The organism is Moritella sp., assembly GCF_013215705.1.
GTDB lineage: Bacteria > Pseudomonadota > Gammaproteobacteria > Enterobacterales > Moritellaceae > Moritella.
In genome coordinates, this window is sequence record NZ_JABSQR010000007.1 from 191,789 (window position 1) to 212,291 (window position 20,503).

The 20,503-nt window shown below is 42.3% G+C and carries 16 protein-coding genes; 1 reads left to right on the forward strand and 15 read right to left on the reverse strand.

Translation table 11 applies throughout. The features are described 5' to 3' along the window. Nucleotides 1-297, forward strand: a complete 297-nt coding sequence (locus HRT96_RS05450) for a PAAR domain-containing protein (protein ID WP_293153380.1) — start codon at nucleotides 1-3, stop codon at nucleotides 295-297. Here the strand turns inward: HRT96_RS05450 and HRT96_RS05455 are convergent. The 15 genes from HRT96_RS05455 to tssE form a co-directional block, all read right to left on the reverse strand. Continuing rightward, nucleotides 283-867, reverse strand: coding sequence for an AarF/UbiB family protein (locus tag HRT96_RS05455; RefSeq protein WP_366051242.1), 585 nt, complete (start codon nucleotides 865-867; stop codon nucleotides 283-285). The genes HRT96_RS05450 and HRT96_RS05455 overlap by 15 nt on opposite strands. Before the next feature lie 114 nt (nucleotides 868-981). After that, nucleotides 982-4,437: a type VI secretion system membrane subunit TssM gene (gene tssM / locus HRT96_RS05460; RefSeq protein ID WP_293153386.1), complete on the reverse strand. Its 3,456-nt coding sequence runs from the start codon at nucleotides 4,435-4,437 to the stop codon at nucleotides 982-984. Further along, nucleotides 4,437-5,585: a type IVB secretion system protein IcmH/DotU gene (gene icmH, locus HRT96_RS05465; RefSeq protein WP_293153389.1), complete on the reverse strand. Its 1,149-nt coding sequence runs from the start codon at nucleotides 5,583-5,585 to the stop codon at nucleotides 4,437-4,439. The genes tssM and icmH overlap by 1 nt, the downstream gene beginning before the upstream one ends. Nucleotides 5,586-5,593: 8 nt before the next feature. Then, nucleotides 5,594-6,916 (reverse strand): type VI secretion system baseplate subunit TssK, encoded by a 1,323-nt coding sequence (gene tssK, locus HRT96_RS05470; protein ID WP_067040633.1) that lies wholly within the window; start codon nucleotides 6,914-6,916, stop codon nucleotides 5,594-5,596. A gap of 2 nt (nucleotides 6,917-6,918) precedes the next feature. Further along, entirely contained in the window at nucleotides 6,919-7,392 is a 474-nt protein-coding gene (gene tssJ / locus HRT96_RS05475; protein WP_293153396.1) for a type VI secretion system lipoprotein TssJ, read from the reverse strand. A gap of 1 nt (nucleotide 7,393) precedes the next feature. Beyond that, on the reverse strand, nucleotides 7,394-8,416 hold the full coding sequence (locus HRT96_RS05480; protein ID WP_293153399.1) for an FHA domain-containing protein: 1,023 nt from the start codon (nucleotides 8,414-8,416) through the stop codon (nucleotides 7,394-7,396). A gap of 1 nt (nucleotide 8,417) precedes the next feature. Beyond that, nucleotides 8,418-9,158: a transporter substrate-binding domain-containing protein gene (locus tag HRT96_RS05485; RefSeq protein ID WP_293153402.1), complete on the reverse strand. Its 741-nt coding sequence runs from the start codon at nucleotides 9,156-9,158 to the stop codon at nucleotides 8,418-8,420. Further along, nucleotides 9,155-10,291, reverse strand: coding sequence for an ABC transporter substrate binding protein (locus HRT96_RS05490; protein ID WP_293153405.1), 1,137 nt, complete (start codon nucleotides 10,289-10,291; stop codon nucleotides 9,155-9,157). Before HRT96_RS05490 ends, HRT96_RS05485 begins: the two co-directional genes overlap by 4 nt. Further along, nucleotides 10,288-12,510: an MFS transporter gene (locus HRT96_RS05495; RefSeq protein ID WP_293153408.1), complete on the reverse strand. Its 2,223-nt coding sequence runs from the start codon at nucleotides 12,508-12,510 to the stop codon at nucleotides 10,288-10,290. Before HRT96_RS05495 ends, HRT96_RS05490 begins: the two co-directional genes overlap by 4 nt. A gap of 8 nt (nucleotides 12,511-12,518) precedes the next feature. Beyond that, nucleotides 12,519-13,673 (reverse strand): D-alanine--D-alanine ligase, encoded by a 1,155-nt coding sequence (locus tag HRT96_RS05500; protein ID WP_293153411.1) that lies wholly within the window; start codon nucleotides 13,671-13,673, stop codon nucleotides 12,519-12,521. Nucleotides 13,674-13,746: 73 nt separating this feature from the next. After that, complete coding sequence (locus HRT96_RS05505; protein WP_293153414.1) at nucleotides 13,747-14,703, reverse strand: hypothetical protein; 957 nt, start codon at nucleotides 14,701-14,703, stop codon at nucleotides 13,747-13,749. 18 nt (nucleotides 14,704-14,721) lie between these two features. Then, nucleotides 14,722-17,331, reverse strand: coding sequence for a type VI secretion system ATPase TssH (tssH, locus tag HRT96_RS05510; protein WP_293153417.1), 2,610 nt, complete (start codon nucleotides 17,329-17,331; stop codon nucleotides 14,722-14,724). 8 nt (nucleotides 17,332-17,339) lie between these two features. Further along, complete coding sequence (locus tag HRT96_RS05515) at nucleotides 17,340-18,320, reverse strand: type VI secretion system baseplate subunit TssG (protein ID WP_293153419.1); 981 nt, start codon at nucleotides 18,318-18,320, stop codon at nucleotides 17,340-17,342. Continuing rightward, complete coding sequence (gene tssF, locus HRT96_RS05520) at nucleotides 18,302-20,086, reverse strand: type VI secretion system baseplate subunit TssF (protein WP_293153422.1); 1,785 nt, start codon at nucleotides 20,084-20,086, stop codon at nucleotides 18,302-18,304. Before tssF ends, HRT96_RS05515 begins: the two co-directional genes overlap by 19 nt. Beyond that, nucleotides 20,079-20,501, reverse strand: coding sequence for a type VI secretion system baseplate subunit TssE (gene tssE, locus HRT96_RS05525; protein WP_293153425.1), 423 nt, complete (start codon nucleotides 20,499-20,501; stop codon nucleotides 20,079-20,081). Before tssE ends, tssF begins: the two co-directional genes overlap by 8 nt. Nucleotides 20,502-20,503 lie beyond the last annotated feature (2 nt).

The following is a 20,503-nucleotide window of genomic DNA, read 5'->3' on the forward strand; positions in this document are numbered from 1 at the left end:
ATGTTACCAGCAGCACGCGCGACCGACATGCATATATGTCCAATGCAAACACCCGCATTAGTACCGATCCCACATGTTGGCGGGCCGCTGCTACCACTGCCGACAACCGTATTAATCGGTAATTTACCCGCTGCGACCGTAGGACAAATATGTATGTGTGTTGGCCCACCCGACAGTGTGGTGAAAGGCAGTGCAACCGTCTTAATCAACAGTAAGCCAGCAGCAAGAATGGGCGATACCACAGCCCACGGTGGTACCATTATAATGGGAATGCCAACGGTTTTAATTGGTGGTTAATTCAGTCTTATCATACAAAGATAAATCATTCGATTTATCTTTCATTTTTGTAAGCCAGTTAAGCCAACGCGTTAATAACTGCTGTTCTGGCAAGGTTAAATCCGAATTATACAACTGTAATAACCACTGATAAAAAGCATGCCAATCATCCTGAGGCACCACGATGTGCGACTGTTCATAACGATCTGCGGAACAAAAACCAGGGGTCACTTGCCATGATGACAAGTTCGATAATATCGTACCTGACGGTAATGCAGAACCACAATCAATTAACGATATTTCACCTTTATCCACATTATAGATAACATTCGATGGCTTAATATCACCATGCACCCAACCTTGCGCATGCATCGCCATCATCGCACGCACTATCTGTGGTACAAGTGGCAAAAATTCATTTATTTGATGCGCAGTAAAAGAGAGTAATGACTCCCCTTCAATGAATGGCATCAATAATAAATTTTCCGCCTTAAAATACTCCCTCACAGGGCGGATGTAATATGAGTGACAGTCAGCTAAACAGAGTAACTCTCGTTCTATTGCAATGGGCTCTGCCCGCTTCAGCACCACATACTCTGATGCTGAAGCAGATTGGCTATCTCGGACCAGCCATGTCGTCGATGACAGTAATTTAATTACTGTAAAACGAGAAGCAAGTCGATCGTTTATCGCGCTCGTAATCCTTTATAAACGCGCAGGTAAGCCAAAGCGGGTAAACAAGTGCTTATCAAATATTTGGTTACTACCTCTCAGGCTGTATTGCAAGACGATATTCTCATTATTAAGGGTGTAGGTTAACTTCTTAATACGCCGGTCACCCGTTGCACTGGTACGTCCATCAAATAAGGCTCTGAACAGCGCCCATTGTCCTGAATATGACTTACTCGCGACACGGTTCTCACCACTAAAGAAGTTCACCGACATGTAATCATCTTCACCGATTGATGGCCATGCAATGCTTTCCCATAATCGAGGGCCATGGCGATACGAGAATATGTTTTCTGTTTCCATAATATTAAATTGGGTCACAGAGGTACTCATCGAACTGACTTTTAACTTCAACGTCATCGCTAGCTCCTGCCCTGACGTACCGAAGAACAATTCTCTAATCCTTTTTGCCTGCTTAAGTTGCTGCAAGCTTTTCGCATTGATTGGCAGTTTTTCACCATCAAATTCAGCCAATTTTAAAGTGCCATTATCCCAGTATGTAAAGGGAGAAAGCACTTCACTAACGAACTTATCTATACGCCCTTCAGGCTTGAACATCAATGCAAAATCATCAATGGCAACTTCGCCACGTCCTGTTAAAAAAAATGGGAAACGTCCTTCAACCGCTTGGCGATAAAACCCATATACTTGCTCTTTCCATTGCTGATTAACATGTTCTGCACTGCCGTTGATCACACTCTTCCATGACTGCGCATACAAGGAGTTGATCCAACTTGCCACTTGGTTCGGCGAACGACTTGATTGACGACGGAAATTAACCAGTATATCTTGGCTTCCTGACGCATGAGCTTGTGCATACTGATATAACGCACGGCTTGGATCGCCACTTGATAACGCAATATCAAAATACGTATTCAATTGCTCTAATTCAGCCATCAATTCATCTACAGGTGTTGTTTTACCTTTACTCGCCATGAACATTGAATAAGGGCTAAACGCCTCATTAACAACATACGAAGGCTGTAAACGTAATAATTTATCACCCGCAAGGCGATTAACTCTTTCAACTTTCTTCAATACCGATGCCGTTTTTTTCAAGCCTAATTGACCGACAACCTTCGCATCAGGCGCATTTCCAGCTTCTTTAGCAAGGGTGGTATTCACAACAAGAGCCTCAAGCACATCAATAATCGGGCTACTGGCGGGTGAACGCGCGGTTTTAATCGCATAAACAAGATCATCGGTCGTATTAAATTGCTTCACTTCGATGTGGTTAATAAGTTCTTTCCACTGATATACGTAATCTGCATAATACAGACGCTGTACCTTCTTACTCAACTCTACAAGCTCAGAAATCGACGCACCCGACACACCACCTTGAATACTTTTAAATTCATTCAGTTGCTTTTTAAGTAATCTTGATTTCGCACTCAGATCGATATTCGCTTGCCCCTGACGAGTAAATAACTCAGGCAATAAATAACCGTTAAATCCAATTTTAAATTGAAATAACACATCAAACTTATCCCCTAATTGACGACGTATATCAACGCGATTACGGTATTCAGGGAGTGATTTTATACGGGTGTAAATCAGGCGTTCTGGTGATAAACCTTCTAAATTTTGCTTCGCCACCGAAATTAAATCATCACTCGGAACAAGCACATTCTCATAATCACTGCTGAATAAATCTTCCATTAACATGATCAACGTTTCTATATTATCTAGCGAAATATCACCTTGTTCATTTAGCGTTTCAACCAAATAAGATAATAATTCAGTCATGTCTAAACGTTGCTTATCAAACAACATTTGATAATAACGCAACACTTCAAATATCTTGCTAGGATTGCCTAAATTAACATATACATACAGTTCACTGCTTAATACTTCAGCCAGCTGAGGCAACAAGAACATCTGCAATTGGGCTTCATAGCTCAAGTAGATTTGTTCCGTCGTTTTAGGCTGATTAACACTGATACGTTGATACAAAGGCATTGGTTTACGCCCTTCTTCAACCACCAGACGCAATTCATTTAACACTGGAATAATGTCTTCAAAACCAACGTTAGTATTACGTAATCGTTCCATGTTTTGCTGGTACAACGCTAATTGAGTGACCGCATGGTTTCGATAATCTTCATCTTTATTCCAGTTATCGCGCAGCAGTAAGCCAAGTACAACAATCATCCCGATAAAACCTAACATCATCGATATTCGCGATACAAGGTAACTATAATGACGCAGCTGGTTAACACCAACAATACTCGATTCAGGCAATACTGCCTGCTTCAATATATTCATTGAGAACAGTTGCTTACGGCCAGACAATTGTTCTCTTGTCGTATTGGCATTAAACGCATTGCTGCTAGCGACAAGTTGTGTAAGTAAATCGTGACAGTTGCCACCTTGCAGTGTCGAACATAAATACATGCCTCTTAACCACACAACATCTCGAACCCGATTTTCCCGACTTATTCCCTCTAAGAACTCGGTAACTTGCTCAAAGAAAAGACGTAACTGATAAGGAAGTGCAACAACAGAATGCGCATCCTCTTGACGTGTTTCTCGTAATGATTGGAATTGCTGCTGAGCTAAAACATCAAGTAATTTCTGACATTCCTGCTCAAACATGCTGACTTCAAATCGATGGTCATCCGTGTTTGGAAACGTAATACCCAAAGGTCGGTCGATATCGCATCCCGAGTTACTCGAGAAAAATTCAACAAAATCAGCAATCGTATCTGACTTCGTGAATAATGTATAAACAGGCAACGCTAACCCACAATGCTCGCCAAGTGTTAAAATAGCATCTTGTAAATTTGAACTAAGAGATAAACGTTCTTTTTTATCCCCCGTTAATAATCGCTCACAGCTAATCGCGACTAACACACCATTGACCGCTTGACGAGGTCGGTATTTCATTAATTGCTGAGCAAATACACGCCACAACGCGTCATCAATACCGTCTCGATCGAATAATCGATGGTTTACTTCAATAACCACCATGTTTTCATTACTCCAAAACCTCATGTATTGTGACGTTTCACTTTTATCACGATCGTGATAGTTAACCGGTTCTAGGTTATTTTGGTGTAGTACGCTACTTTTAGCATCCTCTTCACCACCAATCAAAACATACCAAGGCAATTCATACAAACTATTAAGTTTGCTACCCTTATGCCCTTTCAATTTTATAACTGCCGACTTAAACAGTGAATTAATGATTTTCACGTCTTGTTTAAATAAAATAACTTGCTCGTGGACAGCCGATTTTTCTTCACGCAGGTGTTGCATAACCGCAATCGCGAGGGCTATCATAATCAAACACCCTCCAAAAATCGTAACCACCAGCCTTAATAATTTATCAGTTTCATCTAAGGTCGGGAGGTATATCCAGCCAAGTCCAGTACAAACTAATAACGCTAACGCAATGAGTAAGCATGCTATTTTTAATGTTATTTTTTTCATTACTTATCATCTACCTTTTTACTACGGCGTATAACTGCATTTAATCCAAAGCGAGCATTAATTTCATTTTTCAACAGTTTCGCCTTTGCTAAATCGCGATTGTTCGGAATAAATAATTCCACGCCGGTAGGTACTTCATTTAATACCACTTTATAGCCAATAGCTTGTATGTCTTTTTCTAACCGCGCAGCGCTGGCTTTCGTCGCAAAACTCGCTACCACGATATTCCATGAGATCGTATCGATAAGCGCAGTCGGTTCCACGCTCACAGCTTCTTGCACTTCAATGTCTAAGTCTTCAGGCGTACTGGTGTAAATCAAATCATTGTTATTCGTGCTATTGATAAAACCAGCCATATCCAACGAGCTAAATGCCATTAAGGTTGATTGACTACGCTGGTCATACCAAAATTCTGAAAAACAATACGTACTGATAATTAATAATACGCCAATCCAAGATAATTTAACCGCACTGATAAATCGCCAAGGCGAGGTCGTTTCCGGCATCGAAATCGGCGCTGGCGGCTCCAGTATTGATTCGCTACGGTAGTGTAGGATCGTACTGTAAAGCTCAGACTGTAACTCATTCATTTTCTGGCGATTATCATGACGATACTTGCCTAAAAAACCGAGCATAATCAACACATATTGAAGCTCTAAGAAGTCCACCAGCTTTGCAGGTTGACGGCCTGCTTGTTCAAGCAGTTGGAAGAAAACCTCACCACCATTACGTTGGCTAAAGACCTTACTGAGTAATGAATGATTTTCCCAACGAGCCACTTCGCCCCACGAGGTATACAAGATCAATTCATCAAACGCCGCGCATAATATAAAGCAAACCTTTTCAATCACACTTGGGTGATAATCTAAAAACAACCCTTTGCGTTTAAAGTCTGCGATACCATCCAGCAATTGTTGACGAAAGGCATTAATATCTAAAGGTGAGGTTTGTCTTTCAACACTTGCCAAAATACCCAGTAATTCACTGCATTCTTTTAAGATTGGATTGTTATAATTCGCTAATTGAGCGATTAACTTTTCCGAGCCTCTTAAATCAAGCTGTACCTCACTACTCGTTTTCACTGCTTTACGCGGACTGTTACTGCGACGAATTGAAATCGTCGGTTGTTCATTAAATAATAATGTCATAGCGTCCCCTAACGAATTACGTACAATTCAATATCAACATCGCCAATGCGATTATCGACATGTAATGCTATCGGTTCGTCTTTCTTCACGAGCTGCTGCCACAAATCAGATTTCGTATCCAGCTCGAAATAGGCCACATCAGTACGTGATTTTAATTCCGATGGCGCAATAGGTAACGCGCGTACAGGCACACCAGATAACGCATTTCGCACAAGTTCAGCAACCATGCTGTTACCTGCTAGCTTAACCGCGAGTGGGAATTGTTTACTTAACTGCACAGCACCTAACGGTGACGATACCACCAAAATAAATCGACCCGCATTATAAAGGCTTGAGTCCTGTACTAACGTACGCAATAAACGACGCTTATCAAACAAGCTCTTATCCCAGACTAACGTAGTCACGCTATCGAGTTGAACTTCACGTAATAGCACGCGAATATCAGAGAACAAGGTTGAAAAAAGGCTATACAAACGGCCATTATTCCAGCTGTCATATTCTTTCGGCATCTTAGTATCTAAGCCCTGCATTTCACCTGCCATTGACATACATTCTTGGTAAATTTCTTGCGGTGATGTGGTGCCACTATCAAGCCAATACTTAATATTTGGTAACCAACGACCTAAAGCCTGTAGCCATAAATAATCACGAATTAACGCTTGATAGCTTTTGTTAACAGAATCTACCTGTAAGCGTTGTGAAATGGTGCTCGCGCGGTATTTCATCTGTGCATACAGATCATTCACGTTATCTTTTAAGTATTCAGACACCGTGAAATAAAGTGACATTGGGATAAACGCACGGTTTAGCTCAATCCCGCCATCTGACTTATGTTCAGTGATATGCGCAATCGGGATCTGGGTATAATCCTGTAACTCTTCGCCTTCAAGCTTGAGTACGATATTTAATTCCGCTAACTCTAATTGCAACGCATCGGCATTGTCTCGGGTCGTATCAAACACGTCGTAATCAGTGCGGTGGTAACGGCGATGAGGGTCATCTTTACTGCCTACATTCATCACACCAGATCGATAAATTGGCATCGCTAAATACACTAATTTATCCATGGCACCAGCAGGAATATCAAGTGCTAATCCATTACGAATATCAAAAGGAGTGCCATCAGGAAAAATACCTTTTGCACGCTTGATCCCAACTTTGCCAATATTAACTAATGAATAATCAAGTTCTAACTCAGCCAAACCGTGGCGCATTGGATTCATCAGGCTGCAATATTGTTTGGTAAACTCTTCAAAATAACGCTCTTGTTGTTGAAAATGTTGCGGGCTTAAAAACATCCCCTCAGACCAAACTACTTTTTTCTTATCCATTATTAATCCTCTTCACCTGTCACGGTAATGTTTACGCCGTCAATTCTGATGTTTACAACAATCGGAAATCCAGATTTCACACTCAAAATTGCGGTACTTTTGGCTTCTCTGTAATTAGAAAAAGCAGCTACCACACCGACATATTTAATTTCGCTGTTTTGTGGCAACGCGACCTTGTGAGCTTCGCTCGGTAAGATACTGTCGAGCTGGCGTTTAGATAATAATCCAGCCTTTAACACACCTTGATCATCACGATACAAATCAATAAAGTTCGCCTGCATAAATGCCTCTCTGTCAGCCAACTGATAGATTCGAATCTCAAGGGGTGACGCTAAGCCATTTATATTAGGGTTGATGTTGTATTCAGCCTCAATATTAACGACCACTTGCAATGGCAGTGCGTCTCGCCAAAACATCCAGCTGCTACAGCCACTTAAAAATAAAGTACACATCAAAAAGACAAGCACACGTTGCATATTACTTGCCTCCCATTGACTGCTTAATGCGTAAACTTTCACTGAAATACGCTTTAAATTTCATCTGCCATTCGTTGTTCTCTTTTTGACGAGTAAAGTAGCGTTTGTACACAGTCCAATAGTCCGCTTTCTTTTGCCAAAAACGTCGCGGCGCAAAGTCATCAAAGAAACTTTCTAGCTCCGTCGGCGAAATATCAGACAGTAATCGTTCTAACGCCATTTCTGCTGATTGCACCATCAGGTCATGCTGCTTAAGTTGTAACAACATCAGTTGCTGTGATTCCAACGCAGGGTAATTAGATCGTGAACTCGTATCAGCAAACGGTTGGCCTTCATCAATCACTACAGACGCGGTATTAAGCATCTCATCACCAAAGGGATCATCAGAAAAACTATCATCATCCAACCAGGTATTTTGAAGCATGTCTTGTCCCCGTTTTTTTACAGGTTCATTCGCAACAAATGGGTCTGCAAATATGCCGTCCAACTCTTCTTTGGGATCAACAAACACCCATTCTGGTACTGCAAGGTCATCTGACGACTCTGGTGCTGAGTCTGCGTTGTCATTACCCGAATGAGCGTTAACGCGGGCAGTCGATAAGGCATCGCCAAACGGATCGTCATCCCAGCCATTCAGTAATGACGACTTATCAGTACCTTGTGTTCCAGTTTTCCCCGACACCTTTACAACCGCTATGTCGGGAGTGAAACAAGACACCATTAGGCGATATTTACCCACATTAACCACGTCGCCATCGTTCAAGGTCGATTGATTATTTGAACCTAACGGTTTGGTCGCGCCATTTAAAAACACACCATTAGTGCTCACATCCATAATTTGATAACCACGGCTGCCACGATTAATTAACGCATGCGTACCCGAAATTTCTCTAGAGGCATCCGATAATTGCATCGTCATACCATAAGCACGACCAATGCTTCCTCCTTCATCAGGGAAAGTGACTGTCCATTCTGGAATGGGTTCTCCATCAGGAGAGCTGATGATTCGTAATGATAACGGCATATTATTGACCCTCGCACGCCACAATGGCTTGATTGAATTCATTGATAAATAACGGATATTTCTCCGTAAACTTCTTCGAGAAATACACACCGAGTGGTTTCTCATTTACCATTGTTTTAGTTATTGCTCGATGGCTAATACCCAATTGATTAATCGCGTTGTCCATCACTACATCATTCGCCAACACTGCACCTACTTCGCCTGACAGTAGTAATTCAATAAGCGCAGTAGCACGACGCGGTTTTTTCTCGACTCGGTAACCTTGTTTTTGTAACCATAACCACTTGTTCGAACCAAATAACGCGGTTACTGGTACTTCTTTTTTAAACTGGTGACTCTTCGTATCAATCGCGTCAGACAAACTAAACCAACTCCATGTTTGGTTCATTAAAGGCGCAGAATACTCGGCATATTTATCGCGGGTATCATTCTTAGACGCGAGGAAAAGGCCATGTAGTTCCCCTACTTCCGTTAGAATTTGAGAACGGTCCCAGTCTGTCATCGTTATTTGATAAGGCTGTTTCATTACCTTTAAAATACATTTCAACTTCACGATCCCAAGCCCTTTCATTTCACCGTTTTCTTGGTATTGATAAGGACTCCACATTTGTGTCGCTAACAGTAATCGTTCCGGACGGATTTCACTTCTTGCCATAAATGCCCCTCCGAGAAACAAGCTTAACGCCAGTGTTAAAGGCATTATTCTGTTTACGTTATGTATTACGTTATGTATTACGTTCATTGACCTTCCTCCACAGACATTCCGTTAGAGCGGATCATTCTGCCTTCGATACCATACACATCGCTGGCCATTTCCATTAGTTCGAATGGGATTGATTGGTTAATACGGGCCGCTTGCCTAAAGCTAATTGAAATGTCAGGTGGCGAGATAACACCAACAGGAAGGTCTCCTACAACGACCTCTTTTTTTAAAATTTGGATGCCATACAACGCCGCTTGTGTCGCATTATTCACAAAGCTAACGCCAAACGACATTAACGCACTGGCTTTCGTCCCATTCACCACATCAGGCACTGCAGAAATCAACGCAAGCTGCAGTGAAAGTTGATTAATTTCATCCACACGCGCGAGTAATGACGAGCTGCCAGTTAACCAAAGCAAGGTATTATTCAGTTCTGGATCAGTTTGTTTGAGCCGAGTCATCGCAGTCTCCATCACTAACTTTAAACCCAGAGCCGATTTCGATTCATCAACTACAATTGGCACAACAGTTAATCCCACTTTTTCAGCAAATTTTTTCATTGGCAAAAATTGCGTGAGATATGCACTCTGATTGGTACGTGAATACAAAATACCGATTTGCTTTAGTTGTGGATTAAAGCGTTGCATAATACGAAGGGTCACATCTGTGAGTAAATTCAATGACGTGAATGCAAAATTGTTCCCCGTGCCTGCATAGTCATCTGTGAGGCCTAATAACACCGGATCTTTTGAATTAACAGAAACAACTGGCAATAAACCACCTTGATACACTTTGTGTACAGACACGGTCGCTTTAGAGCCTAAGGTATACACCAAGTCAACCTCACTCTCTGCACGATGAAGCAAGTTCGCTAACATGGCATTATCTGCAGGTAAGCGCTTAACGACCCACTGCACTTGCGGTAATTGGGTACTGTATACATTTAACAGCGTTTGTAATGCCACATCATAAGACGATGCCTTGCGTGACACGATCACCAATATTTTAGACAATGAACGCGCAGGCACAAACGATACCCCTTCAGCGACAGACTTCGCACGCCAATGGCTGGCTGCTTTAGGTTGTAACTCTTCACCTAGCCATATTGGCCATTCTGTTGCAGCATACGTTGGTAAACAACATGCTACCCAAATTAATAAGATTCGGATCATACGTTTACCGCCTTAGATGTTTGTCTATCGAATACAGAAAACAACACTGCTATCACGACAAATAAAATAGCCAGTGTTATTAGCGTATCATCCACGCCAACCCAGAATAATAATTGCCCGACAACAAGCGGCCCAGACACATGGCCCAGTCGTTCAAGGAAGCGATACGTCGCAGCAATAACTGAGTCCACTTCTTGCCTATCCGCCATCGCATTCACAACATGCGTCACCACAGGCGCATTAATAAGGCCATGCGATAGCCCCATGCACATCATTGAAAGAGTAGTAAAGACAACAATCATCAGACTGTCCTCCATTTCAAATGCAGTACCAAGGATAATGAGCGAGATCCCGGCAAGCAGGTTACCAACGCTCAATGCAAGCTTACTACTGCCTAACTTATCGACCCAAGGCCCAGCTTTGTGGCTCACCAATAACACCACGGCGGCATAAGTCATCAACACTTGACCGATGCTTTCCTTACTAATACCACGCTCAGCAAGCATTAACGGCACCGCAAAAGAGACGATACCGGTTAACGCCGCTTTAGTCGGAATTCCCACCAATAACATGGTGCGAATAAACGCGGGCACTTTCATTAATCGCCAAGAATCTCGCATCATCATCGAGATATTATTTAACAACGAACCCGAGGCTTTCGTAGACGCTTTCATGCTCGGTAATACAAAGCTAAATAACGTCATCACACCGCCAATAGTGGTCGCTACCATGAATATGGCGCGGTCGCCAAAGTAGTTAGCTAAGAGTGCGCCAATCGCAGCGCCCGCAATAAATCCAGCATTAAAACAAAATACGATAATACCTGCGGCTTGAGTTTTATTTTTCTTATCACTGAAGCGTAAAATATAACCTTGTACCGAAATGAATACGAAGGCTTGGCCCACACCCGACACAACACGCGCAATCAATACACTCACAATACTACCTTCAGCACTGACACTAAGGATGCCACTACCTAACGTCGACAAAAGCACGCCACATACAAGCACAGTGCGAATATCATAAGTTTCAATTAAGCGTGCGGCAGGTAGTAAGGTTAAGGCAAAACCTAAAAAGTAGAGTGTGAAGAAAATAGCAGAAGTGCTTGCATCAAGCCCTGACGATTCTGCTAATGAGGTTAAGAACTGTGGCATGATTGGTGCCATTAAAGACTCCATCAGCACAGCACCTAAAAACAACGGCTTTAGACGTTCAAGCACTTGTTCTGATGAAGATTGGTTTGCGTCACCACCAAGTAAGCGGATAAAGGCAAAACAGACCAAGCCACAAGCAAAAAATAAGATCGCGAAGTTTTTTAATATTTTGGTTAACTGCCCCAGTACCACGCTTGATTGATAAGTAAGGTGCACCTCTGCAAATTCAGACGTCGTAAAACTATAATCTAACCACCCTATACGCCCCAACATCGGTAGCATAATGCTTTGGTTATATTGAGAATCCGCAACTAACTCGGCATTTTTATACACAGCAATAGTAGCCACTTCAGGATTAGCTTTGCGGAAGTTATCCAACATGCTATCAATCCCCGTCACCAGGCTCTGGTCAATATTATATTCCAGTACAGGGGCTAAACGGTGACTCACAATATCCGCTAACGATACGGCCTTATTACGTAAACCATCATGATATAAGCTACCAACAAGTAGCACGACACTGATTGCCATACTAAAAAATACCACAATAAAACTCGTTAAATACACTTTTCGACGCTGAGTTCGAAGCACTGAAACAATAAATAAAATCAGTAAAAATGCAATCAACCACACCATAGGTTGAAAAACATCGGTCACGACTTCTTCTACTTTTTCAGGACTGAATGCAATTTTTAAATAACCTACCTGGGTGAATTTATTGTTGAGTGGGATCGTCATGTAGTTATCATCGAGGATAGTTTCTCCCGCATGATACAGTTCATCGTGGCCAGCGAATAACGCTAACCCAGTAACCGATGAATTCGAGTTAACAATCGGCTGTAATACCAGATTTAACCCTGCGATTTCAGGTAACGGCACACCCGAGTTGAGTATCTGTTCGATGCCTAATTTAGCCGCTTGAGTTTGCGCTAAAATGGTGTCGGTTGATAATTCGCGATGACTTTTTAGCGCTTGTGCATAACCTACAACCAGTATTAGCAATAATGACATTGTCACTACTGCTACACCAAACGTAAGCCGAAGATTATCGTTAACGGTTCTCACTGTCGCTCCTAAGCACTTTTCAAGCTGAAAAAATCATCGTTAAAACAATGTGCTAACGATTCAGGGCGCTGTGCTTGCAAATACACCAAACGATTGAAAACCAAAGATTGGATCAAGTCTTGATAGCTCATGCCTTCATTGTGAATATCGTGACAAACAATACTGAGTTTATCGCCTTCAGGACGTTTCAAATCTGGCTTTGGATTCGCTTCAAGGACATATAATTTACCCTTGCAGTCCATGCGTAAATCAACACGCACAAGCGTACCGAGTCCCAATTGCTGGTAAATCTTATTACCCAGATCAATTAATGACTGGCGTAATTCAGGTTCATCTACTTTTAATAAACGATCACTGGTAATCGGTTTTACATCCATCGACGTAAAAATGAGTTCATCGTCTGCAAGTACACGTTCCGTCACCGAAAATGCAAAAGGTGAATCTAACTGATTTAACTTGTCGTTTTTAAATATCACCGAACCTGCAACCGCGACCACAAACTCACGGCCAGACAGATAAGGTTCAATCATGACGATGTTATTTGTCGCAGCCTGCACTATTTTTACTTTACCAGCGAGGTCTGCACGATCAAACACCGGATAAACATGTATCGAGGCACGGCCAGAAACAGGTTTCACAATAAATCGGCCACCGAAATCAGCGTCCATTTGGTCTAACGCCTCTTTATTCACCGCATCGGTAATACACTCACCCAAACCAACGGTAATAAAAGGTGCAGTTGGAATCCCAGCCGCTTTTATTTCATGTTTGAACAAATGTTTGTTATCGAGTAAGCCAGCCGTCATTGGCGAATGACCGACATAAGGCACCCCCAACATTTCCAACATCGACGGTAAATGGCACATCGAATCAAAGCCTTGAAGGCCACCACTATTGGTGATCACCAGATCAATGTTTAGCGCTTTTAAGCGTTGTGGCAAGTCCATGTTTTCAGGTAATACATCAATATGTTGAAATCCAGACTCACGTAAAGCATCTGCAATATCATAAGCCACGGACTGATATGTTTTTGTTGAACGCGGACTCAAATTTTTATAAATAAAGCTATCCGGCTGTGTTTTTTCGCCACCATGCACAACGGCAATGTAAAGTGAACGTCGAATCCATTGGATTTGTTCGATTGTGAATGTGCTGTTTTCCAAAATATTCTCTTCTTACAAAAATTTAAACGAATGCGTGATTAATATTAATCACGCATTTAAATTAAAAAATCGATTAATGATCAATTGACCATTCTACTAATTCTCTTGTTTCATCAAGATATGCATCGAAGCAAGTAACATGAGCCGTTACTTCTACAGCTGTTGTTTGTAATACCACACTCATAGCCTGAACTTTGTCAATATAGTGCTTCACTTCGTGATAACTCATCGCTACATTATCTCGAGCTCTTCGGATATGAAGCTCCTTTAGTCCCGCATTACTTGCTAACCCATTTTCAGAAAAATCACTCTCAACAAGGCGTTCAAGAATTACCTGACGGCTATCGAGCAACACCGCCGCTTGCTTTAATTTAGCTAAATTACGTTGCAACTTTGGTCCCAATTCTGCGATATCTTTTGCATGCCATTTTGCGACTTTACGTTGTCCTTCTGATGCACCAAGTGAACCTTGTAAAGCAGCAAGGTTACTAGAGTCATACTTTGCACGTTTGCGTTTTTTTCTAGCATCGCCAAGTCCTTTACTCGCAGCTTCTATACCTTTAAATGTATACTTCACTGCAATCGTCCCCCCTGGAATTAGACTAAAGGGAATTTTGATAAATTTAATCGGTGTCTTCTTATTCGCACGAAGTTTATCCGCGATGCTACGTTTAATTTGATAACCTTTCCCACTGGTTGCTGAGTCATAAGCATGCTTTGATTGATCGATATAATCACCTCCACCATATGTTTTTTTATTATGGCGTAAATGACTGACAAAACTATCTGATTGCGACATGCTTGGTGATGCGAACGCTTGTAATTTCTGAGCTAACACGCGGCTGAAATAACTAGAAAACTTTTGTTTTGCCCCCTCAACTATTGCGGACTGTTCTACTTTGCTTACAATATATTGGTCGATTAAAGGACTAAGCTTAGAAAACACGAGCCCAGAAGCGACATCTATAATAGGATCTGCTTTAGCAATCATCTTAGCTGCATTTGTTTTACCTGTTTCTGTATTCGGCATAATTACTGCTCCATTTATTTAATTAATGGCAATTGCCACGGCACCATCTACAACACTGATATTGACGCTGGTGATGCTTTGCCCTTCACTTATTCTGGTGATACATTGCGTCGCCAGTTCTGGTACTAATCGACGATTAATGATTTGTTCAATGGCTCTAGCACCTGTTTCTGGCGAATTATTTTGGCTCACTAAATAATCCACCAAGTCACTGTCATAACTGAACTCAGCGTTATAATAACCACTCACTCTTTTCTCAATTCGACGTAAAGAAAGACGCGCAATTTCAGCCATTTCAGTATCATTTAGAGGGAAATATGGCACCACGGTCGTACGACCAATAAAGGCAGGTTTAAAATACTGCTGTAAAGCAGGCGTGATCGTCTGAGTCAAAGCAGATACATCTGGACGCTCGATCTGGCAGGCATCAACAACCGCACTATCTGCCGCATTAGATGTCATGATGATAAGCGTATTTCTAAAGTCAATTTCACGACCTTCACTGTCTGAAATAGTGCCTTTATCAAAGATTTGATAAAATATATCGTGAACACCGGGATGCGCTTTTTCCATTTCATCAAGTAACAATACCGAGTAAGGATTTTTACGTACCGCTTCGGTTAACACACCACCTTTACCGTAACCAACATAACCCGCAGGCGAGCCAAGTAGCATTGATACTTTGTGCTCTTCTTTAAATTCAGTCATATTGATGGTCGTGATATTTTTCTCACCACCGTAAAGCAGATCCGTTAATGCCAACGCGGTTTCTGTTTTACCCACACCACTCGGTCCACACATTAAGAACACACCGACGGGTTTACGTGGATCAGTTAATCCAGCGCGAGACATACGAATCGCTTTGGCTATTTCATGAATAGGAGCATGTTGCCCAATAACACGTTTTCCGAGTTCAGCTTCAAGGTTAAGTAAACGTTTCACATCATCTTTAACCATGTTACCAACAGGGATCCCAGTCCATAACGCAATCACTTCAGCAATAGTCTGCTTATCAACCTGTGCCATCACCAAGGGTGACTCACCTTGAATACTGCGCAGTTCCGTCATTTTTTCACTTAACAGTGCCTGCATTGGCGTATCTGCAACCTGTTCACCCGCAAGAAAACGTTCTCCAATAACATCCTGTAATCTTAAAATTTCGGTCACACATTCCTTTTCTATATTCCAACGCGAGTTTAACGCCTCGTATTCAGACTCCAGTTGATTACATTTCTGTTCAATCGCCACCAATTTTTCAGTGCCGTTCGCATACATCGCATCTTCATATGTAAACGAGGTACGCTCATTGTGCGCATAACGGATCTGTTCAGCTAACCCATCTAATTGTTGCGGTAATGCGCTCTGGCTCAAGCCAATACGTGAACACGCCGTATCTAATAAACTAATCGCTTTATCAGGTAATTTTCGCTCTGGTAAAAAGCGTATTGACAACTGAACCGCAGCTTCAATTGCTTCTTCCAATACCGCCACGTTATGGTGTTTTTGCAAACTACCCGCAACACCTCGTAGCATTTGAATAGCATCTTCTTCACTCGGTTCACCCACAGCAACAAGCTGAAAACGACGCGTCAGTGCGGCATCGGTTTCAAAATACTGCTTATACTCAGCCCACGTTGTTGCAGCAATCGTTCTAAATTCCCCACGTGCTAACGCTGGTTTTAATAAGTTGGCCGCATCATTTTGTCCTGCAGCACCACCTGCGCCAATTAACGTGTGAGCTTCATCAATGAACACAATAATTGGGCGTTCAGATTGCTTCACTTCCGTTAACACATCTTTCAAACGGTTTTCAAATTCACCTTTGATACTTGCACCCGCTTGTAATAAAGACAGATCCAGTGTACGTAACTCCACATTCATCATTGACGGAGGCACGTTACCATCAACAATTTGCTGTGCTAATCCTTCAACAATCGCGGTTTTACCCACACCCGGATCACCTACAAGGATCGGGCTGTTTTGACGACGACGGCACAGAATATCAATCGATTTACGGATTTCAGGATTACGCCCTGAGATTGGATCTAATTCACCTTTACGTGCTGCTTCAGTTAAATTGTGCGTATATTTATCAAGTGCTACAGTACCCACAGACTCATTCGGAGCCATGTCATTATGTTGTACTTCACCTGCGGTTGTTTGAGCGCCTTGCTTCGTGGCAACACTTTTTAATGATTCAAGCGATACCGTGTTCAACCATGTGGTCAATTCACCGTTGTATCCACCTTGTTCAATACGCTGCTTGAGTACGAGCAGTACGTGATAACCATTAATTGACGCGTTACTGTGGTTAAGCGACGCTAATAACCAGCAATCTTTAAGCAGTTCAATCAACGAAGGTGAAAGCGATGGCGAACTGTCGTTGCCACGAGCTAAACAATTTAAGTTCCGATTAAGCAAATCAATAATTTGTTCACGCTCAATACTGCTTTGCGATAACACGCCTTGCCAACCTGATTTTGACTCATTTAATAATTGATAAAACCAGTGTTCAACATCGACACTAAAATGTGTTCGAGCCATACAATCTGCAGCAGCCTGCTCGAGAGCGCTCTTTAATGTTGGCGTTAATCGCGTCACTAGTTTTTGTAATTCAACGTTAATCATGCAGTGTCCTACTTTAGTTTTAGTGGCATAACCACATACTGTTGTGTTATTTCAGTCGATGCTAACCTCGCGGATTGGCTTAATCGCACACCATAACTCGCATCTCGAGTTAACTGACAAGCCGGTAATTGTTGTCCAGCCACTTTCATTGCTAAGTTGATTTTAATATTCGAGCCCATGTAATGGCGGATAAATGCGTCGATGGCATCGCTCAAGACTTTGTTTTGATTGAGCTGTTCAAAGTTTTGATGATTGGGTTTCACTTTGACGTCAAGTTGTTGAAATGCGGTAACCGCACTTTTCCCAAGCAATGCGTCAAAGCCCAACTGGTTGTTTTGCCCTGTTGCGCCTAAGTGTGTCAAGCAGCACCCTAATAGCGGCTGATATTCAATATCGCCATGATCGACTTCAAATTCATACCCAAAATAATCCGCTAATAAGTGCTTGAGTGTTGTTAGACATGTCACCTTCGCTCCCATTAACCCGGTGTATTGAATAAGGTGCCCTTGTGGTAACGCAGTATTAATACTCGTGTCACCCGCAAGGCTAGACAACATCGTAGTGAGTGATTTGTGATGACGGTTCCAGCTAAACCGCTCTTCTTCCGCTTGGATAACGATGTTGTTCTTGGTTTCGGTCTGGCAATAAAGGCGAAAATAGCGATTATTAAAACCATCCAAAAAATCGACTAAGGCGCTATTACCTTGCTCAAATGACTCACGTAACGCTTCGCTGTAGTTATAACGAGGCATGACCCCTTGACTGCCAGACAGCGCGGGTAAGTCACACGTAAAATGCCATGAATTGTCAGTGTATTGCTGAACTTCAACAATGTCTGATTGATGGTATGACGGCAGTAAATGCGTAATAAAATTAAGCTCAGGACGCGCGCCTAACTTAGCCGCATGATGCTTCACTAACTGCACCGCCTGCGGTAATTCAAACTGATAAGGCGCACAACGTAGCGAGCCTAATATAGATTTTTGCATCCGAGCCTCCGTGGGAAAACACGGTATTCGCCTTCTCGACCATCAAGTAATATCACGACTTGTGTAAAGCTATTAAAACCAGAGAAATACGCAAAAAATCGATCCAATAATTGGGCGAGTAGCTCAACCCCACCAGCCAGACCCGTCGGGTTTATTGTCACGCTCAGTCGTGTGCCATTAGCAAAACAACTTTTCCCCGAAATACGCACAGGTGCAACAACATGCGCTTGCGACAAACCTTGAATGGATTCGATATAAGCACTGTTTTTGGCACTATTGTTGTGGTTATAAAGTTGCAGCATGACTTTTAATGCCGACACCGGATCATCGTTACCAAACAGGGCTTGGTAGTTAAAATGTAAGTGCGCCAATAACGGCCAAGCGCCTTGCTCACCAGTGTTGATGTTAGTTTGTTTTGTCGGGCGACGTAATAACGTCAAATCCGCAGGTAAAGAAATAGAGTCGTGACAATGTAACTGACAAGACGTAGACAATTGACTCGCCGCATTGCCATTTGTGCAGGTCGTCGAGATTAACCAAGTGTGTGCTGATTTATCAACATGACTGTGGTCTAAATTCGCAACACGCAATGCACTCGACACCGACTGGTCGCTCATATTTTCAGACTGCGATAACTGCCAACGTAATCCAATTTCAGCACCGTTAAATTTTTCACCGTATAGCGGCGGTACATTTCGGGGTTTCTGTTCAGTTACGTCCGTTACATCATCAACCGAAAATAACTGTAACTGCGCTTGTCCACCAACATCCAGCATGATTGGATACTGCGACTGGCTAAAATCGACACGTAATGGCTCTGCGGTGATGGACTGTAAGTTAATGATAGGCGAACAGAATAAATGAAAATTATTAACACCTAAGCTACGTGCTAACTCCACTGGCATGTCGTCTAAAAAAATTCGGATTTTAAGTGTGTTGGTATTGGCATGCTGCAATGCCGACGATAACGCTAACTTAATCGCATGGAATCGCTCTGCAAACATAAAAAATTCGGTTAATAACTTAAAACCACCGAAACTACGTACACTATAAGGTAAGACGAATTCTTGCTCTTCAAAACCAACCGGCAAGAGGGCGTCAGCCCCTAATAAAACAACGCTGTCGTCATATTGAATTGAGATCTGTTGGATCCCCGAAAACAAATGATCGTAAAGGCGCAATATTGTAGATGTTTCACCCCGCAAAAATAACGATAATTCAGTCAGTTCCAAATCAGAAAACAGGATCGTTGGATCTGTCGTTGTTAATGTCAGTTCAAGCATCGCTTTCGCATGCTCAGCCCCTTTTGGCTTTTTAATATCAAAGGGAGCAATAGACGCTGAACAATCCGTTAAGGTGATCGGGTATAAATCAACATCTTGCGTTGTGCGGAACACCAAGGTGTCGGTATCGACATCATCAAGTCCTAAGTGCGTTCCGCGAGGCAGAGTGTACTTTGCAGTGACTTCTTCGTGAGGCAGCATTTTAACCATGCTATAAGCAGGCACAGGGCGTAGATAATGTGGAAATAAAAGTTGTAACAAGCTATCCGTTAACTGCGGGTAATCCTCATCTAAACGCTGTTGTAAACGAGCATTCAACAAGGCCACGCTATCAATAAGACGGGTCACTTGCGGGTCATCAATACTATCGCGACTGATCCCAAGTGACTTAGCGGCACCGGGATGGCGTTGAGCAAAGTGACCCGCATCTTGGCGAATAAATGCTAACTCTTGTTCAAAATAACTTAATAATGATTCAGACAAAGTTAGTTTTCCTTACATCGACACTGCTTGTGGTGAAATCTAAGCTTGAATCAAACACAACAAGCTCTTCACCAAACTCGCTGACGATCACGCCTTCGATTCTAAATTTCAGTTTATTCGTGACGACTGACTCTTCTTCCAGCTCAATATTAAGATCCTTAATGCGAGGTTCGAATTTCGTAATTAACTGCTTAATACTTTGTAAGATATGTTCACTATTGGCTCTATTCTGGCCTCTCACCGCATGGCTCATACCCAGTAAAGCGATAGATTCATCAGTATATTTAGCAACATCATCATCGCCCCAAATGGGCGATTTAGCAGAAAGTAATGATGCAATATTTTCAATAATAGCATCGCGAAGATCATCAATATTCGCCGTCCAATCACCTTTCATTTTTGCAAACAGACTCATGA